The sequence below is a fragment of the Thiocapsa roseopersicina genome, from assembly GCF_900106925.1.
GTDB classification, from domain to species: domain Bacteria; phylum Pseudomonadota; class Gammaproteobacteria; order Chromatiales; family Chromatiaceae; genus Thiocapsa; species Thiocapsa roseopersicina.
Window position 1 is genome coordinate 26,772 of sequence record NZ_FNNZ01000029.1, and the last position, 16,917, is coordinate 43,688.

Sequence of the window (16,917 nt, forward strand, 5' to 3'; positions counted from 1 at the left end):
CAGCGTTGGAAATCGAAGCAGTCGCACAACTCATCCGCCAGGGCCTCCCCGGCGCGGAGGTCCAGGTCTCCGGCGACGGGAGTCATTTCGACGCCGTCGTCGTCAGCGAGGTCTTCGAGGGCCTCACGCCGATCAAAAAGCAACGGCTTGTGATGGACACCGTCAAATCGCAGATTGCAAGCGGGGAGCTTCACGCCCTGTCGATCAAGACCTTGACTCCCGCGCAACGCGCCGAGCAAGGCGGCTGACTACGGCCGATCCGATCCGATCCGGTCCGGTCCGGTCTGGGATGCTCCAACCTTGCCAAGGGCGGACCCGCTGTCATACTTGAAAGTGACGGATGAGCGCCTTGCGCAGGAGGTCAAGCCATGTTTCTCAAACATCGCACTACCGGCAAGATGATCGAGGTCCTGAGTCAGCGGGACCTGTTCAACCCGATGCACCCGAAGATCGTCGGGCGCTATCACTATGGCGAAGAGGCCCAAGAGCCGGAGACGTTCGACAAGACCGAGCTGATGTTCATCTCGGACGAGTTGCTGCCGCGCTGCTGGACCGACAGTCATTATCGCGACGACGAGATCCACCACTACTACAAGAAGGCATCCTGAACGGATGCGGACCGGCCCGAGCCTGCTCGGGCCGGTATCTTCACGTCTTAGCTTCCCTCCGCACCGGATGCAGGCTTGACCTGCACCAAGACGCGCCCATGCGTCTTCCCCGCGAGCATGTCCTCGAAGATCCGGGGCAGGGCATCCAGATCGACGGTCTCTCCGAGTAGCAGGTCCACGTCGGCCGGGCGCCAGTCGCCGGCCAGATGGCCCCAGAGCTCGGTACGCAGGGCCTGCGGGATATCCACCGAGTTGCAGCCGAGCAGACTCACCCCGCGCAGGATGAAGGGCATCACGGTGGTCTCGAGCAGATGGCCGCCGGCGAGCCCGATGCTGGCGATGTTCCCGTTCGGGACTGTGGTGCGGGTGATCTGTGCCAGGATCTCGCCGCCGACATTGTCGATCGCACCGCCCCAGAGGGCCTTCTCCAATGGTCGTTTTGCCTCGGCCAGTGCATCGCGCCCGATGATGCGAGCCGCACCGATCGCCTTGAGCCAGTCCGCAAGCTCCGGTTTGCCCGAGAGCGCGACCGCCTCGTAGCCGAGCCGGGCAAGGATTGCGATGGACATGGAGCCGACCCCGCCGCTGGCGCCCGTCACCAGGATCGGACCCGTCTCGGGTCGCTGACCGTTGACGCGCATCCGATGAACCGCGAGTGCTGCGGTGAGTCCGGCGGTGCCGAGGATCATGGTGGAGCGCGGATCCAATCCGACCGGAATCGGCGTCAACCAGGTCGCAGGCACCCGCAGATACTCGGCATAGCCGCCGTCGTGATCGAAGCTCAGACCCCAGCCCGTCGCCACGACCGCATCGCCTGCCCGGTAGGCGGGATCGTTGGATTGCTCCACGATGCCGGCTGCATCGACACCGCCGACCAGCGGGAAGGTGCGCAGGATCTTGCCGCGTCCCGTGCCTGCGAGTGCATCCTTGTAATTGACGCTCGAATGGGTGACCCGAACCAGGACCTCGCCTGTCTCGGGGGCCTGCTTCGGCAGCGCCTCGAGACCGGCGCGGTGACCCAGTTCGTCCTGATGAATCCGGAATGCGCGATAGGTTTCCACTAGATCACCTCCGCTACATGATCTGCACTGGGATCAGGCCGATCTTGCTGCGCCACTTGGCCGGCCCCGTTTGATGAACGGACTCGCCTCGGCTGTCGACGGCGACGGTCACCGGCATGTCTTCGACCTCGAATTCGCGGATCGCCTCCATCCCGAGGTCATCGAAGGCGATGAGTCGCGACGACTTGATCGCCTTGGCGACCAAGAAGGCCGCGCCGCCGACGGCCATCAAGTAGACCGCTCCATGCTTCTTGATGGCGTCGATTGCCGCGGGACCGCGCTCGGCCTTGCCGATCATCCCGATCAGTCCGGTGCGCTCGAGCAGCTGGTCGGTGAACTTGTCCATCCGTGTGGCGGTGGTCGGTCCGGCCGGACCCACGACCTCGTCCCGCACCGGGTCGACCGGGCCGACGTAGTAGATGAACCGGTCGGTGAGATCCACGCCCTCGGGCAGGCGCTCGCCCCGATCCAGGAGATCGGCGATGCGTTTGTGCGCGGCGTCCCGGCCGGTCAGCAGCTTGCCCGAGAGCAGAAGACGCTCGCCCGGCTGCCAGGTCGCGATCTCCTCGCGGGTCAGGCCGTCGAGCTGGACGCGACGCGCCCCGGCTGCCGCGTCCCAGGTGATCGGAGGCCAATCGTCCAGACTCGGCGGAACGAGCGCAACCGGCCCGGAGCCGTCGAGCGTGAATTCCAGATGCCGCGTCGCCGCGCAGTTCGGAATCATGGCGACCGGGAGCGAGGCGGCATGGGTCGGATAGGTCAGGATCTTCACATCCAGCACCGTGGTGAGCCCGCCGAGACCCTGCGCGCCGATGCCGAGCCCGTTGACCTTCTCGTGCAGCTCCAGGCGCAGCGCCTCGATGGGGTTCGCCGGTCCGCGAGCCTTGATCTCGTGGATGTCGATGTCCTCCATCAGCGACTCCTTCGCGAGGAGCATCGCCTTCTCGGCGGATCCGCCGATGCCGATGCCGAGCATCCCGGGCGGGCACCATCCCGCACCCATGGTCGGCACCGTCTTGAGCACCCAGTCGACCAGGCTCTCACTCGGGTTCAAGACCGCGAATTTCGCCTTGTTCTCTGAGCCTCCGCCCTTTGCCGCCAGACGCACCTCGACGTGATCGCCCGCAACCAGCTCGACATGCACGACAGCCGGCGTGTTGTCCCCGGTGTTCTTGCGCTCACCGATGGGGGGCGAGACCATGGATGCGCGCAGTACATTGTCGGGATGGCAGTAAGCCCGGCGCACACCCGCGTCGACCATCTCCTGAATCCCCGAGGTCGCGTCCCAGCGCACATCCATGCCGATCTTCAGAAAGACCACCACCATGCCGGTGTCCTGACAGATCGGCCGGTGGCCCTCTGCACACATCCGGGAATTGACCAGGATTTGCGCCATCGCATCCTTCGCGGCAGGTGATTCTTCGATGGCGTAAGCCGCTGTCAGGGCTTGGATATAGTCGCGCGGGTGATAGTAGGAGATGAATTGCAGCGCGTCGGCGATGCTTTGGACAAAATCGGTTTCGCGGATGATGGTCATGGGTCGGCGGCGTCTCGTTGCGGACATCCACGCAGTATAGCAAGTGGCCAGGAGCCGGGTTCGGAGCGCCGCCGTGCGAGGCGGCAAAGGCGGTCGATGCTTCAGGCGTGATCCGGCAGGAAGGTTTCCGAGAGGATCTCGTCGGAGCTCCACGGACAGGTTGCGGGGAAGGTCGATTCATCGATCCCGGTGTCGCGCTCGGCCATGGCACTGGCACTGCCGTAGACGTCCGCGACGATCTCCGGAAGAGGTCGACGTAGGCTCGGGTTCTGACTCAGCAAGCGCTGCACCTTGCGTCGTTGCTCTTTGATGGTGCCGGTCCAAGAGCTCGATCTCGCCTCGGGCTGGAATCGCCACTTGATGAGATGGGTCAGGAGAACCTCCAGCCGACTCTCCAATGCACGCCGTTCGCTTCGTCCCATGTCCTCGACCTCTTCGGCGACGGCATCCCAATCGATCCCTGCAAATCGACGTGCACGAATGGCCTCGGCGGTCTGGAGCGCCCAAGCATGAAAGTCGGTATCGGGTGAGGTGGCGGGTGCGTTGATCGTTGCCGCGCGTGTCATGTCGGAGTGCTCTCGGGCATCGCCTCGTGGTTTGGTCGAGTGAAGCATAGACCCGATCCTCCGTACAGGCAGCCCATGGTCGATTAAAAAAGGCTTGGCAAAGATCGTAGGGGCCTGTAATATTCCGGGCTCGCAACGACAGGCGCGTAGCTCAGTTGGTTAGAGCACCACCTTGACATGGTGGGGGTCGTTGGTTCGAGTCCAATCGCGCCTACCAAACATCAGCCGCCAGCTCCGGCCGTTGGCCGCTCGACATCTTTCGAGCAGCCCCGCGCTGGGGCTGGCGGTTTTTTCATGTGATCCCTCGTATCGATCACCACTGAGCACTTTGAAGGTTTCGTTATGCCCGTCGTGACCCTGCCGGATGGTTCCAAGCGTCAGTTCGATGCCCCCGTGTCCGTTCGGGACGTCGCCGCCTCCATCGGTGCCGGCCTGGCCAAGTCCGCGCTCGCCGGTCGGGTCGACGGGACGCTGGTCGATACCTCCTTCATGATCGGACAGGATGCGGACCTGGCGATCGTCACCGTCAAGGATGAGGAGACCGCGCTCGAGCTGTTGCGTCACGACGCTGCGCATGTGATGGCCCAGGCGGTGCAGGAGCTTTATCCGGGCACGCAGGTGACCATCGGCCCCGCTATCGAGAACGGCTTCTACTACGACTTCGCTCGCGACGAGCCCTTCACGCCGGAGGATCTCGAGGCGATCGAGGCGCGTATGCACGAGATCGTCAAGCGCGATCTCCCCATCGTGCGCGAGATCTGGGATCGCGAGCAGGCCAAGCAGGCTTTCGCCGAGCTCGGCGAGCATTACAAGGTCGAGATCATCGAGGACATCATCCCCGAGGGCGAGGCGGTCTCCGTTTATCGTCAGGGCGATTGGTTCGATGTTTGCCGAGGTCCGCATCTGCCGAGTACCGGCAAGCTCGGCAACGGGTTCAAGCTGATGAAGCTGGCGGGTGCCTATTGGCGCGGCGATTCGAAGAATCCCATGCTCCAGCGCATCTACGGCACCGCATGGCGCGACAAGAAGGAGTTGGCGGCCTATCTGCATCGCCTGGAAGAGGCCGAGAAGCGCGATCATCGCAAGCTCGGCAAGCAGCTCGATCTGTTCCACTTCCAGGACGAGGCGCCGGGCATGGCCTTCTGGCATGCCAAGGGGCGGGTGATCTACCGTCTCGCCGAAGGCTATATGCGCGAGAAGCTCGACGAGTACGGCTATCAGGAAGTCGAGACTCCGCAGGTGCTTGATCGCTCGCTTTGGGAGCGCTCGGGTCATTGGGATAAGTTCGCGGGCGGCATGTTCACGACTCATCTGGACGATCGCGACTATGCGATCAAGCCGATGAACTGCCCCGGTCATATCCAGCTCTTCAATCAAGGGCTCAAGAGCCATCGCGATCTGCCGCTGCGCATCGCCGAGTTCGGCGTGGTGCATCGCAACGAGCCCTCGGGCACCTTGCACGGTCTGATGCGTGCACGCCGCTTCACCCAGGACGACGCGCATGTCTTCTGCACGGAGGCGCAGCTGCAGGACGAGGTTGCGACCCTGATCGACATGGTCTTCGAGACCTACCACGACTTCGGCTTCACCGAGATCGATCTGGCTCTCTCGTTGCGTCCGGACAAGCGCGTCGGCAGCGACGATCTTTGGGACAAGGCCGAGGCGGCGCTGGACCAGGCGCTCAAGGCGAAAGGTTTGGAGTTCAAGGTGCAGCCGGGCGAGGGCGCTTTCTATGGCCCCAAGATCGAGTTCACGCTGCACGACAGCATCGGTCGTGCCTGGCAGTGCGGCACCATTCAGGTCGACTTCTCGATGCCTGGGCGTCTGGGTGCGCACTACATCGCAGAGGACAACAGCAAGCAGGTCCCGGTGATGATCCATCGCGCGATCCTGGGCTCGGTGGAGCGCTTTATCGGCATCCTGCTCGAGCACTATGCGGGTCAACTGCCGGTTTGGCTGTCGCCGACTCAAGCGATGGTGATGAATATCACGGACCGGCAGGCGGATTACGTGAATGAGGTCGCTAAGACCTTGCGCGGGAAGGGCTTCCGCGCCGACACGGACTTGAGAAACGAGAAGATCGGCTTTAAAATCCGCGAGCACACCCTGCAACGAGTACCCTATCTGCTCGTCGTCGGTGATCGGGAGGTCGAATCCCGCTCCGTTGCCGTCCGCGACCGTGCGGGCCAGGACCTCGGAATCCTTCAGCTCGATGCCTTCATCGACCGTCTGAGCGAAGAGATCGCGAACCGGACCCACTGACGCCCGCCCTGAACAGCGGGGCCGCGCGATCGTCGCGCGCGTCGTGTCTATCAGCGCTTTTGGAGGAACCTGCTATCGCTGCACCAAAGAGAAACCGCGTCAACAAGGAGATCAACGTACCGGAAGTACGTCTGATCGGCGCGGACGGAAACCAGGTCGGAGTCGTCAATACGCGCGAGGCATTGGAGATGGCCGCGGAGGCCGCCCTCGATCTCGTGGAGATCGTTCCAACGTCGGAACCTCCGGTGTGTCGTCTCATGGACTTCGGCAGATTTCTCTTCGACCAGAAGAAGAAGAAGAACGAAGCCAAGAAGAAGCAGAAGCAGGTTCAAATCAAGGAAGTGAAGTTTCGCCCGGGAACGGACGAAGGAGACTATCAGGTCAAACTACGCAGCCTGATGCGTTTCCTCAACGAAGGGGATAAGGGCAAGGTCACCATGCGGTTTCGCGGGCGCGAGCATGCGCATCGCGAGCTCGGTCTGGAGCTGTTGAAGCGGATCGAAAACGACCTTGCGTCCGTCAGCATCGTGGAGCAACAACCCCAAATGGAAGGACGCCAAATGGTCATGGTGCTGGGCCCCAAAAAGAAATAGCGACGCGCATCGTCAAGCCAACGGGCGAATCACACTGAGTGTCTCGAGGAGACGATTGTCGGTCGATACGACCGATGCCGTCTTGAAAAAACCTCGGCTCGACCTGCGTCGCAATATAATCATTCGGCAAATCGCGGAGTAAAAAACCCATGCCCAAGCTGAAAACAAATCGCGGGGCGGCGAAGCGCTTCAAGCGCACTGCCTCCGGTTCGGTCAAGTGCAATTCCTCTCATCGGCGTCATATCCTGACCAAGAAGAGCACCAAGCGGAAGCGCCAATTGCGTGCGCCCAAGCGGCTCCATAAGTCGGACGTGCGGGTCGCGCTGCGGATGATCCCCTACTGCTGATCTGCCGATCGCAGTGCACTTGAACGAATCTCAGGAGTCAAACAATGCCACGCGTTAAACGGGGCGTTACCGCCCACGCTCGTCACAAAAAGGTCCTTGATCAGGCCAAGGGGTACTATGGTGCCCGCAGTAAGGTCTATCGAGTCGCCAAGCAGGCCGTCATCAAGGCCGGTCAATACGCCTACCGTGATCGTCGCCAGAAGAAGCGCCAATTCCGCGCGCTCTGGATCGCGCGCATCAATGCCGCCGCTCGCGAGAACGGTCTCTCCTATAGCCGGTTCATCGACGGGCTGAAGAAGGTCGGGGTCGAGGTCGATCGCAAGGTGCTGGCCGACATCGCCTTCCACGACAGCGTCGCCTTTGCTGCGCTGGCCGAGCAAGCGAAGACTGCATTGGCCTAAGCCGTTTCCTTTCTCGCCCGGGTTTCACGGCGATACAAGAGGGAAAGGCCCCGGTCTTTCCCTTTTTCGTTTCACGGCCTCGCGGCGGACCAGACACCCAGCCGGAAGACTCGACTATGGCTGAACACACCGGACTCGGTCTCGCGGCTCTGCAGGCCGCGGCGCTCGAAGCGATCGCGGCCGCGGCCGATCTTGCCAATCTCGACCAGGCGCGCGTGCGCTATCTCGGCAAGAGCGGGGAGCTGACCGCACTGCTCAAGCAGCTCGGCACGCTGCCGGCCGACGAGCGCCCCGCCGCAGGTCAGGAGATCAATCAGGCCAAGGTTGCGGTACAGGATGCCATCGACCAGCGCAAGGTCGTCCTGGAGGAGGCATCACTCACGGCGCGACTCGCCGCCGAGCGGATCGACGTGAGTCTGCCCGGACGCGGCCGGCGGCCCGGCGGGCTGCATCCCGTGACCCGTGCGATGCGGCGCATCGAGCGTCTGTTCGCCAATGCCGGGTTTGCCGTCGTGGAGGGGCCGGAGGTCGAGGACGCCTATCACAACTTCGAGGCGCTCAACATCCCGGAGCACCATCCCGCGCGGGCGATGCACGACACCTTTTATTTCGATGCCGAGCTGCTGCTGCGCACCCATACCTCGCCGGTCCAGATCCGGGTCATGGAGGAGCAGGCGCCGCCGCTCAAGATCATCGCGCCGGGTCGGGTTTATCGTTGCGATTCCGACCTGACCCATACACCCATGTTTCATCAGGTCGAGGGTCTTCTGGTCGACGAGCAGGTGAGCTTCGCCGATCTGAAGGGCGTGCTCTACGACTTCTTGCGGAATTTCTTCGAGCGCGATCTGGAGCTGCGTTTCAGGCCGTCTTACTTCCCCTTTACAGAGCCTTCGGCCGAGGTCGACATCCAGTGTGTCATCTGCGGCGGCAGCGGGTGTCGGGTCTGCAAGCAGACCGGATGGCTCGAGGTGCTCGGCTGCGGCATGGTCTATCCGGAGGTCTTTCGGCACGTCGGCATCGACCCCGATCGCTATCTGGGATACGCCTTCGGCATGGGGGTAGAGCGCCTGGCCATGCTCCGTTACGGAATCGACGACATCCGTTTGAATTTCGAGAACGATCTGAGATATCTTCGCCAATTTTCATGAAATCGGCGTCAACCCATTGCAATCCAATCGATTCTCGTCTCGTTGAACGGGATAAGAACTAGCGTACAGGGCAGCAGCAGATGCGATTCAGCGAGGCGTGGTTGCGGGAGTGGGTGAACCCACCGGTCGACACCCGGCAATTGGCCGACCAGCTCAGCATGGCGGGTCTCGAGGTCGACGCGGTCGAGCCCGCGGCCCCGGCCTTCAGCGGCGTGCGGATCGGCTGGGTGCAGTCCGTCGCGCCCCACCCGGATGCCGAGAAGCTGCGGATCTGTCGGGTCGATCTCGGCGAGGACGCACTTCTCCAAATCATCTGCGGGGCCGCCAACGTCGCCGAGGGCATGAAGGTCCCGGTCGCGACGGTCGGCGCCGTGCTCCCCGGCGACTTCAAGATCAAGAAGGCCAAGCTGCGGGGTGTGGAGTCCTTCGGCATGATCTGCTCGGCGAAGGAGTTGGGACTTGCCGAGTCATCGGAGGGCATCCTGCCGCTGCCCGCGGATGCCCCGGAGGGCGAGGACATCCGTGCCTGGATGGCGCTCGACGACCACTGCATCGAGGTGGATCTCACCCCGGATCGAGGCGATTGTCTGAGTGTGTCCGGACTCGCGCGCGAGGTCGCCGTGATCAACCGTGCGCCGCTCGCGACACCCGCGATCCAACCGGTCGCGCCCGTCCATGACCAGTCCCTGCCGGTGCATCTCCAGGCTCCGACGGCTTGCCCACGCTATGTCTGCCGGATCATCCGCAACATCGATCCGAGCGCGACCACGCCCTGGTGGATGCAGGAGCGCCTGCGCCGCGGCGGGATCCGAGCGATCAGCCCGGTCGTCGACGTGACCAACTATGTCCTGCTCGAGCTGGGCCAGCCGATGCACGGATTCGATCTCGCCAAACTCGACGGCGAGATCCGCGTGCGCATGGCGGCCGAGGGCGAGCGCATCGCCCTGCTCAACGGCGAGGAAGCGACCCTGCGCGCCGACACCCTGGTGATCGCCGATGCCGGGCGCGCCGTCGCGCTGGCCGGGATCATGGGCGGGTCCGCGACCGCCGTCGGTCCCGAGACCCGCGATGTACTGCTCGAAAGCGCCTTCTTCGCGCCGCTCGCCATCAGCGGAAAGGCGCGCTCTTACGGTCTGCACACGGATTCGTCGCATCGCTTCGAGCGCGGTGTCGATCCCGAGCTCCAGATCCGGGCAATCGAGCGCGCGACCCGAATCTTGATCGCGATCGTCGGGGGCGAGCCGGGACCCGTGGTCGAGGCGATCTCGGAGGCCGATCGGCCCGAGCCTCGGACGTTGACGCTGCGCCCCGCGCGTGTGGCCCAAGTGCTCGGACTCGCGCTACCCGAAGAGACCATCCTGGACATCCTCGTCCGTCTCGGAATGCAGACCGAGCCGACCGCCGAAGGGTGGCTCGTCACGCCGCCGAGTGCCCGCTTCGACCTGATCCAAGAGGTCGACCTGATCGCCGATATCGGCCGCATCTACGGTTACGATCGAATCCCGGTGAGCCACGCGAGTTCGGCATCGGTCACGCGATCGACCCCGGAGACGGATTTCGATCTGGATCGCGCCCGTCTGGCACTGGTCGACCGCGGTTTCCACGAGGTCATCACCTATAGTTTCGTCAGCCCCGAGATGCAGGCGTTGGTCGATCCCGATCAAGAGGTGCTGCGCCTGTCGAACCCGTTGAGCGCCGAGCTCTCCACCATGCGCACCAGCCTTTGGCCGGGCTTGATCCAGACCGCGCGCTACAACCAGGCGCGACAGCTGGAGCGGGTGCGGATCTTCGAGTCCGGTCTACGCTTTCGGATCGGCGCGGATGGTTTGACCCAAACACAGGGTCTCGCGGGCCTTATCGTCGGGAGCCCGGAGCCGGAGCAGTGGGGCCTGACGAGCCGCGCGGCGGACTTCTTCGATCTGAAGGCCGATGTCGAGGCCCTGCTGGCGCTGACCGGCGCACCGGGGCGTTTCAGCTTCGTTCCGGGTGCACATCCGGCGCTGCATCCCGGTCAGACGGCGCGTGTTGAGTGCGACGGTCAGTCCGTCGGTCTGCTCGGAATGCTCCATCCCAGCCTGGCCGCACAGCTTGACATCACGGGCGATGCCTATCTATTCGAGCTGGATATCGCGCCCCTGAGCGTCGGTGCCCTGCCCAAGCACGCATCCATCTCGCGCTTCCCGAGCATTCGCCGCGACATCGCGATCATCGTCGACGAGGCAGTAACCTACGCCGCGATTGCGGACTGTATCCGCGCCACAGAGACCGAGCTGCTGCGCGACCTGGTCCTGTTCGACCTCTACACCGGCAAAAACATTGAATCGGGCAGAAAAAGTCTCGCTCTTGGATTGATTTTACAGGCTTCTTCTCAGACACTTACAGACGCTGTCATTGAAGACACCGTGAGGCGGATCATAGCCCGCCTCGCTTCGGAATTTGACGCAAGATTGAGGGATTGACCCCATGGCATTGACCAAGGCCGATATGGCCGAACACCTGTTCGATGAGCTTGGCCTGAACAAGCGTGAGGCCAAAGACATCGTCGAGATGTTCTTCGAGGAGATTCGCGCGGCGTTGGAGCGCGGCGAGCAGGTCAAGCTCTCCGGGTTCGGCAACTTCGATCTGCGTGAAAAGAAGGAACGGCCCGGCCGCAACCCCAAAACGGGAGAAGAGATCCCGATCACGGCGCGGCGCGTGGTGACCTTTCGTCCGGGGCAAAAGCTAAAACAGCGAGTGGAGGCCTATGCTGGAACCGACCGATAAGGGCGAGGACAACGGCCCCGGCGATCTTCCTCCGATCCCGGGAAAGCGCTACTTCACCATCGGCGAGGTGAGCGAGCTCTGCAGCGTCAAGCCGCACGTGCTGCGGTATTGGGAGCAGGAATTCCCTCAGCTCAAACCGGTCAAGCGGCGCGGCAATCGTCGCTACTACCAGCGTCACGACGTGCTGATGGTGCGCCAGATCCGCAATCTGCTCTACGAGCAGGGCTTCACGATCGGCGGCGCGCGCCTACAGCTCAGCGGCGAGGGCGCCAAGAACGACTTGAGTCAGACCCACCAGATCCTGCGCCAGATGCGCGCAGAGCTCGAAGACGTCCTTCAGCTGCTGCGACGTTGACAGCAGAAGGGCTTGCCCCTACTATTGCCCGTCTTATCGGGGCGTAGCGCAGCCTGGTAGCGCACCTGAATGGGGTTCAGGTGGTCGGAGGTTCAAATCCTCTCGCCCCGACCAATAAAATCAACGGCTTAGGCTTATCGAGTCTAAGCCGTTTTCATTTGAGTCACCATAGAGTCACCACCCGGACGGGTTTCGGGGTTTCCGGGCTTCCAGGACCAGCAGGTCAACCGCGGTCGGGGATCCGGCCGGCCAAACCTGATCGAGACTGCCGGGCCTTCGGGGCTCACGGCGAACCGGGAAACCGGGAAACCGGGTCGAGACCTCGCTCAGGTTCAAGGGCTTGGGGCGGTGTCGGGCTCCACCTCGGGACCGCCCGACCGGCTCGGGTCGTTACCGTAACGCCCGGACCGCGATTCGGTAACCGTTACCGAATCGGGTACCCGTTTCCGGATCTGATCAAGACGGCGGGGCCTCAAGGTCTCCGTGCGGGTCCGGACCGCTGGGCAGATGCTCGGGAGCGCTATCGTCCACCATGGCACCAGAAGGGATGAGCGATTCCCTTAGGGTGATGAGGACAAGGAGAACACTGCATGTCCCCGGATGACTTCATCGCCAAGTGGCAGGGTGTAACGCTCACCGAGCGCGCCTCGGCTCAAGAGCACTTCATCGACATCTGTCGGATGCTCGGAGAGCAGACCCCGACCGAGGCGGACCCGACCGGGACGCGCTACGCCTTCGAGAAAGGTGCCGACAAGGCGGGCGGCGGGGACGGTTGGGCGGATGTCTGGAAGCGCCGGCACTTCGGGTGGGAGTACAAGCGACCGGGCGGCGATCTGAAGAAAGCCTTCAAGCAGCTCCAGCTCTACACCCCGGCGCTGGAATACCCTCCGCTCCTGATCGTTTCCGACATTCAGAGCATCGTCATTCATACCGCCTTCACCGGCCTGGTGCCGGCGGTCCATGTCCTGACCCTCGAAGACCTCCGCGACTCGACCAAGCGGCGGCTACTCAAGGACGCCTTCACCGATCCCGATCGACTCCGGCCCGACCTGACCAGGGCAGCGCTCACCGAGACGGCGGCGGGCCAGTTCGGCGACCTCGCCCAAGTCTGGCGATCCCGCGGTCACGACCCCTTCCAGGTGGCGCACTTCAGCCAACAGGTGCTGTTCTGTCTGTTCGCCGAAGACATCGGGCTCCTTCCGAGTCAGCTCTTCACCCAGCTCGTGACGGCGGGGCTCCGGGATCCAGCCGGCTCCAAGGCGATGCTCGAAGACCTCTTCGGGGCGATGGCCACGGGCGGGCGGATCGGCTTCACGTCGATCGACTGGTTCAACGGCGGCCTGTTCGCGGCACGCGATGCCCTGCCGCTGGAGAAGGCCGATCTTCAGCAGCTCCTCGACCTTGCGGCGCTCGACTGGTCGGCGATCCAGCCGTCCATCTTCGGCACCTTGTTCGAGCGGGGGCTTGATCCGGAGAAGCGGGCGCAGCTCGGCGCCCACTACACAGACGAGCCCTCGATCATGCGTCTGGTCGATCCGGCCGTGCTCGATCCGCTGCGGGACGAGTGGGCGGCGGTACGCGAGCAGATCGCCGCACTGATGGAGAAGGCTGCCGCGGCTACCAAAGACGGCGGGGCGGCAACCAAGGCGCGGTTCGCGGCCCAAAGTCTATTTCAGGGCTTCCTGGAGCGACTGCGACGGTTTCGCGTGCTCGATCCGGCGTGCGGGTCCGGGAACTTCCTCCTGCTCTCGCTGCTCGGGCTGAAGGATCTGGAGCATCTGGTGTTGCTCGAAGCCGAGGGTCTTGGCTTGCCGCGGGGTTTCCCGATGGTCGGACCCGAGAACGTGCTCGGGATCGAGCTCAACCCCTACGCGGCGGAGCTGGCACGGGTCACCATCTGGATCGGCGAGATTCAATGGATGCTCGGTCACGGCTTCTCGCTGTCGAAGAACCCTATCCTGAAACCGCTCGATACCATCCAACAGCGCGACGCGGTCGTGAACCCCGACGGGACGGAACTCGAGTGGCCCGACGCGGATGCCATCGTGGGGAATCCGCCGTTCTTGGGCGACAAGAAGATGCTCGGGGCACTCGGCGAGGAGTATGTGACACAGCTTCGCAAGCTCTACAGTGGGCGCGTGCCAGGCGGGGCGGATCTCGTCACCTACTGGTTCGAGAAGGCGCGCGCGCAGATTGAGGCGGGTAGGGTCCGATACGCCGGATTGGTCGCAACCCAGGCGATCAGGAAGGGCAGTAATCGCGTCGTGCTGGAGCGGATCTCAAACTCCGGAAGAATCTTCCAGGCATGGTCCGATGAGCCGTGGGTCAACGAAGGTGCTGCCGTGCGGGTGTCTCTGGTGGCTTTCAGCCGAAAGGATCACCCGGGGCTGGCACATCTGAACGGCTGCGCAGTCGATGGTATCGAGCCGGACCTGACTGCAATCGCCGAAGGATTGCGTTTTGGTGCCGCCTCAAAGCTCGCAGAAAACGCACGCACTTCTTTTCAGGGCTCTAAGAAGGTCGGCTCGTTCGATATTCCTTACCATGTCGCAAGGGACTGGCTTAGGAAACCAAACCCCAACAATCGTTCAAATGCCGAGGTACTGTTTCCATATTGCAATGGCATTGACATAACACGCCGCTCAAGGGATGTCTGGATCGTTGATTTTGGCCTTATCCTTTCCGTGGACAACGCTTCGCTATATGAACTGCCGTTTGAACATGTCCTAAACGTGGTGAAGCCTGAGAGGGATGAGAATCGGAGAGATACCAGACGAAAGAACTGGTGGCGACATGGCGACGGGCAGCCAGCGATGCGTGCAGCGGTCTCCCGACTTCGAAGGTTCCTCGTCACGCCAGAAGTTTCACGGCACCGGATCTTCGCCTGGCTACCGCAACCGGTGTTGGCGGATTCGAAGATCATGGTGATTGCGAGAGAGGACGACGCTACGTTTGGAATCCTTCAATCTCGCATCCATGAGCTTTGGTCACTTCGACAAGGTGGAAGACACGGCGTCGGCAATGATCCGAGGTACTCACCGTCGAAAACATTCGACACTTTCCCCTTCCCCGAGGGCCTTACGCCTGCCGACACGGCCGGCCCGACCGAGACCCTGGATACCGGGGTCATCCTACCGACTGTCGCCCCGGAGCGGCGCGCGGCGGCCCTGGCAATCGCCGACGCGGCCCATCGGCTGAATCAGCTCCGCGAGAACTGGCTGAATCCGCCCGAGTGGGTCGATCGTGTCCCCGAGGTTGTGCCCGGCTATCCGGACCGGATCATCCCCAAACCCGAGCATGTGGCGGAGCTGAAGAAGCGCACCCTCACGAACCTCTACAACGCGCGTCCCACCTGGCTCGACAACGCCCACAAGGCGCTTGATGCTACCGTTGCGGCGGCTTACGAGTGGTCCGATTACTCGCCCGACATGTCCGAGGAGGAGATCCTCGCGCGGCTCTTGGCGCTCAACCTGGAACGATCGAGCGGCGGGTAAGCGAGGGGAAGCGCCAGCTCGACCGGCTGTGCTCTGCTGGCAAGATATCAGCCGATGGGCTACCGTCTCGGAGCCCCTGCGGAGCGGGTCGAAGTCGGGTCGAGACCATCGTCTCGAACAGTCGAGTCTACCCACCAAGCCGCAGGGGCTCCCCTTGACCGATTGCGCCTTGTTCTCGGTCGGTCGTTGATCTACGGTTCACTCACCCCTGCGGAGCGGGTTGAAGTCAGGTCGATGCCGGCGGCGTCGGCAGATGCGTCAACCCACCAAGCCGCAGGGGCCTCTTCTGCTCATGCCGCCGATGCCGCCTCGGATCTGAAGCGGCCGACCCAAGCCGTTACGTGACGGCTTTTCTCCGCCTGGTCTTCGGGCGGATCGGCTCCTCGGTGGTCTCGCTCCCGTCTTGGGCCTTCCAGCGGGCTACTCGGCTCCGAAGATGCTCCAGATCCTTGACCAGCTCATCCTGGCGCTTGCGCAGGCGGATGTTCTCGCGCTGCCCGGCTTTCAGGTCGCGGGTGAGCCGATCGACCTTGTAGGCAAGGGCGTCGCTCTCCCGGTTCAGCCGCGAGACCTCCTCCAGCGCATCCGCCAGCTTGCGGTTCAGCTCCACGGTGCGCGCCTCGGCCTTCTCGTCACGTAACGGAATGGCCGGCGCTTCTGCGAGCTTCGCCTTCTGGCGTTCCCGGTAGAGCTTCTGGCGCTCGGCGGCCGTCAAGGCGGTGCCGGAGGGCTTCCGACCGCGGGGTTTGGGAGTCGATACGGGTGCGGTCATGGCGTCACGTTACGCGAATTCGGGATGCTCCGATTATGCGTCACGTAACGGGAAAGGCAAGGGGACCGGCCGGCTTCGTCCGCATCCATCTTCTTCGGTTTCCAGTTTTTTCTTCGGCTCGAACAGGGTCACGGCGCCGATACGGAGCATCATTGCGACCTGTCCGGTGGCACTCAGGATTGCGGCCGAGTCCAGGGTGTCGGCCGGGTGCCTCTGTCCACGGCCCGCATCGTAATCGTGAGGCACGTCACAAGAAAACATTGCGTGCATGACCTACAGTTGTCCCGACTCTCCCCGGCGCGCGGGGCGGGCAGCGAAGGAAATTGCCATGAAACGGACTTTTTTTATCCTGCTGGTTGCCGCGGCTGCGGCTATCTCTGTCGGCTCAACAAGCGCCGACGAGTTGATAACCTACCCCGACGACTCGACCGCATGGCGCGGCGCGAACGGGAATGTTTGGGGGCATGCCGGAGGCCGATCGAGCGCGCAACGCGACTCTTCCCCGCGATCCATCAGCAACGGCATGGATGTGCAGACCGGGCAGACCTTCTCCAGGTCAGGCCGCGATCTGATCGGCGGCGACGGGCGGCGGTACGAGTCCAACGGCGCCGGCGGCGTGGTCGACCCGTGGAGCGGGCGGACGATTCCAACGTATCGAATCACATTAAGACCGGGCTGTTAGGACGGGGGGCAAGATCGCGTTCATCCTCTCGGCGTCGGGAACCTGTTGGGCTTAATACCGAAGGCGTTGCACGAGGCGACGTCCTCAATCGCCGTCGAGATGGACGGCGAGACCCGCTGCGGATTGCATGTTCGCCGCGCGGACCAGCTCCAGAGCGGTTCGCAGCTAATCGATACGCAGACGGGTGGTCAGATCGCGGCTGTTTCACTTAACCGACGCATCCGTTTGCTCCTTGAGTGCGGTCAGCGATTTTGATGGTTTCGCGATCAAGTTGCGTGATAGGGGTCGGCGAAGCGCTCCCCCGGTCTCGCGCGGCCGGGGTGTGGGC

The 16,917-nt window shown here is 63.2% G+C and carries 15 protein-coding genes and 2 tRNA genes; 13 read left to right on the forward strand and 4 right to left on the reverse strand.

Annotated features, from left to right (window positions below):
• Positions 1-5 precede the first annotated feature (5 nt).
• A complete protein-coding gene (locus BLV04_RS20920) occupies positions 6-248 on the forward strand; it encodes a BolA family protein (protein WP_093037145.1) in 243 nt (80 codons plus the stop codon).
• 120 nt (positions 249-368) lie between these two features.
• Complete coding sequence (locus BLV04_RS20925; RefSeq protein WP_093037148.1) at positions 369-608, forward strand: acetyltransferase; 240 nt, start codon at positions 369-371, stop codon at positions 606-608.
• A 47-nt stretch (positions 609-655) separates the two neighbouring features.
• Here BLV04_RS20925 and BLV04_RS20930 read toward each other — a convergent pair whose 3' ends face one another.
• The 3 genes from BLV04_RS20930 to BLV04_RS20940 form a co-directional block, all read right to left on the reverse strand.
• Positions 656-1,669 carry a YhdH/YhfP family quinone oxidoreductase gene (locus BLV04_RS20930; protein ID WP_093037151.1) on the reverse strand — a complete coding sequence of 338 codons (1,014 nt, stop codon included), beginning with the start codon at positions 1,667-1,669 and terminating at the stop codon, positions 656-658.
• 13 nt (positions 1,670-1,682) lie between these two features.
• Positions 1,683-3,206, reverse strand: coding sequence for a fumarate hydratase (locus tag BLV04_RS20935; protein ID WP_093037154.1), 1,524 nt, complete (start codon positions 3,204-3,206; stop codon positions 1,683-1,685).
• A gap of 101 nt (positions 3,207-3,307) precedes the next feature.
• Positions 3,308-3,820, reverse strand: coding sequence for a DUF29 domain-containing protein (locus BLV04_RS20940; protein WP_245731978.1), 513 nt, complete (start codon positions 3,818-3,820; stop codon positions 3,308-3,310).
• Between the two features lie 92 nt (positions 3,821-3,912).
• Here BLV04_RS20940 and BLV04_RS20945 point away from each other — a divergent pair.
• The 11 genes from BLV04_RS20945 (at position 3,913) to BLV04_RS20995 (ending at position 15,135) form a co-directional block, all read left to right on the forward strand.
• Positions 3,913-3,989: transfer RNA gene (locus BLV04_RS20945), tRNA-Val, on the forward strand.
• Positions 3,990-4,114: 125 nt separating this feature from the next.
• Positions 4,115-6,034 carry a threonine--tRNA ligase gene (gene thrS / locus BLV04_RS20950; RefSeq protein ID WP_093037157.1) on the forward strand — a complete coding sequence of 640 codons (1,920 nt, stop codon included), beginning with the start codon at positions 4,115-4,117 and terminating at the stop codon, positions 6,032-6,034.
• 59 nt (positions 6,035-6,093) lie between these two features.
• Complete coding sequence (gene infC, locus BLV04_RS20955) at positions 6,094-6,627, forward strand: translation initiation factor IF-3 (protein WP_093037160.1); 534 nt, start codon at positions 6,094-6,096, stop codon at positions 6,625-6,627.
• A gap of 149 nt (positions 6,628-6,776) precedes the next feature.
• A complete protein-coding gene (gene rpmI / locus BLV04_RS20960) occupies positions 6,777-6,974 on the forward strand; it encodes a 50S ribosomal protein L35 (RefSeq protein ID WP_093037163.1) in 198 nt (65 codons plus the stop codon).
• A gap of 44 nt (positions 6,975-7,018) precedes the next feature.
• Positions 7,019-7,375 carry a 50S ribosomal protein L20 gene (rplT, locus tag BLV04_RS20965; RefSeq protein ID WP_093037165.1) on the forward strand — a complete coding sequence of 119 codons (357 nt, stop codon included), beginning with the start codon at positions 7,019-7,021 and terminating at the stop codon, positions 7,373-7,375.
• A gap of 116 nt (positions 7,376-7,491) precedes the next feature.
• Entirely contained in the window at positions 7,492-8,523 is a 1,032-nt protein-coding gene (gene pheS, locus BLV04_RS20970) for a phenylalanine--tRNA ligase subunit alpha (RefSeq protein ID WP_093037168.1), read from the forward strand.
• 80 nt (positions 8,524-8,603) lie between these two features.
• Positions 8,604-10,982: a phenylalanine--tRNA ligase subunit beta gene (pheT, locus tag BLV04_RS20975; protein ID WP_093037171.1), complete on the forward strand. Its 2,379-nt coding sequence runs from the start codon at positions 8,604-8,606 to the stop codon at positions 10,980-10,982.
• Positions 10,983-10,986: 4 nt separating this feature from the next.
• A complete protein-coding gene (gene ihfA, locus BLV04_RS20980; protein ID WP_007194180.1) occupies positions 10,987-11,286 on the forward strand; it encodes an integration host factor subunit alpha in 300 nt (99 codons plus the stop codon).
• Positions 11,267-11,641, forward strand: a complete 375-nt coding sequence (locus tag BLV04_RS20985) for a MerR family transcriptional regulator (RefSeq protein ID WP_093037174.1) — start codon at positions 11,267-11,269, stop codon at positions 11,639-11,641. The genes ihfA and BLV04_RS20985 overlap by 20 nt, the downstream gene beginning before the upstream one ends.
• Positions 11,642-11,678: 37 nt before the next feature.
• Positions 11,679-11,755: transfer RNA gene (locus BLV04_RS20990), tRNA-Pro, on the forward strand.
• Between the two features lie 476 nt (positions 11,756-12,231).
• Complete coding sequence (locus tag BLV04_RS20995; RefSeq protein WP_093037177.1) at positions 12,232-15,135, forward strand: class I SAM-dependent DNA methyltransferase; 2,904 nt, start codon at positions 12,232-12,234, stop codon at positions 15,133-15,135.
• Positions 15,136-15,472: 337 nt separating this feature from the next.
• Here BLV04_RS20995 and BLV04_RS21000 read toward each other — a convergent pair whose 3' ends face one another.
• The gene (locus BLV04_RS21000) at positions 15,473-15,907 is read right to left on the reverse strand and encodes a hypothetical protein (RefSeq protein WP_093037180.1); all 435 of its coding nucleotides are present in this window, start codon (positions 15,905-15,907) and stop codon (positions 15,473-15,475) included.
• Positions 15,908-16,917 lie beyond the last annotated feature (1,010 nt).

What these genes read in the sequence shown, in the direction of transcription:
- BLV04_RS20925 (WP_093037148.1), top strand. Translation starts at nt 369, where the DNA reads ATGTTTCTCAAACATCGCACTACCGGCAAGATGATCGAGGTCCTGAGT.
- BLV04_RS20935 (WP_093037154.1), bottom strand. Translation starts at nt 3,206, where the DNA reads ATGACCATCATCCGCGAAACCGATTTTGTCCAAAGCATCGCCGACGCG.
- BLV04_RS20940 (WP_245731978.1), bottom strand. Translation starts at nt 3,820, where the DNA reads ATGCTTCACTCGACCAAACCACGAGGCGATGCCCGAGAGCACTCCGAC.
- thrS (WP_093037157.1), top strand. Translation starts at nt 4,115, where the DNA reads ATGCCCGTCGTGACCCTGCCGGATGGTTCCAAGCGTCAGTTCGATGCC.
- rpmI (WP_093037163.1), top strand. Translation starts at nt 6,777, where the DNA reads ATGCCCAAGCTGAAAACAAATCGCGGGGCGGCGAAGCGCTTCAAGCGC.
- rplT (WP_093037165.1), top strand. Translation starts at nt 7,019, where the DNA reads ATGCCACGCGTTAAACGGGGCGTTACCGCCCACGCTCGTCACAAAAAG.
- pheS (WP_093037168.1), top strand. Translation starts at nt 7,492, where the DNA reads ATGGCTGAACACACCGGACTCGGTCTCGCGGCTCTGCAGGCCGCGGCG.
- pheT (WP_093037171.1), top strand. Translation starts at nt 8,604, where the DNA reads ATGCGATTCAGCGAGGCGTGGTTGCGGGAGTGGGTGAACCCACCGGTC.
- ihfA (WP_007194180.1), top strand. Translation starts at nt 10,987, where the DNA reads ATGGCATTGACCAAGGCCGATATGGCCGAACACCTGTTCGATGAGCTT.
- BLV04_RS20985 (WP_093037174.1), top strand. Translation starts at nt 11,267, where the DNA reads ATGCTGGAACCGACCGATAAGGGCGAGGACAACGGCCCCGGCGATCTT.
- BLV04_RS20995 (WP_093037177.1), top strand. Translation starts at nt 12,232, where the DNA reads ATGTCCCCGGATGACTTCATCGCCAAGTGGCAGGGTGTAACGCTCACC.
- BLV04_RS21000 (WP_093037180.1), bottom strand. Translation starts at nt 15,907, where the DNA reads ATGACCGCACCCGTATCGACTCCCAAACCCCGCGGTCGGAAGCCCTCC.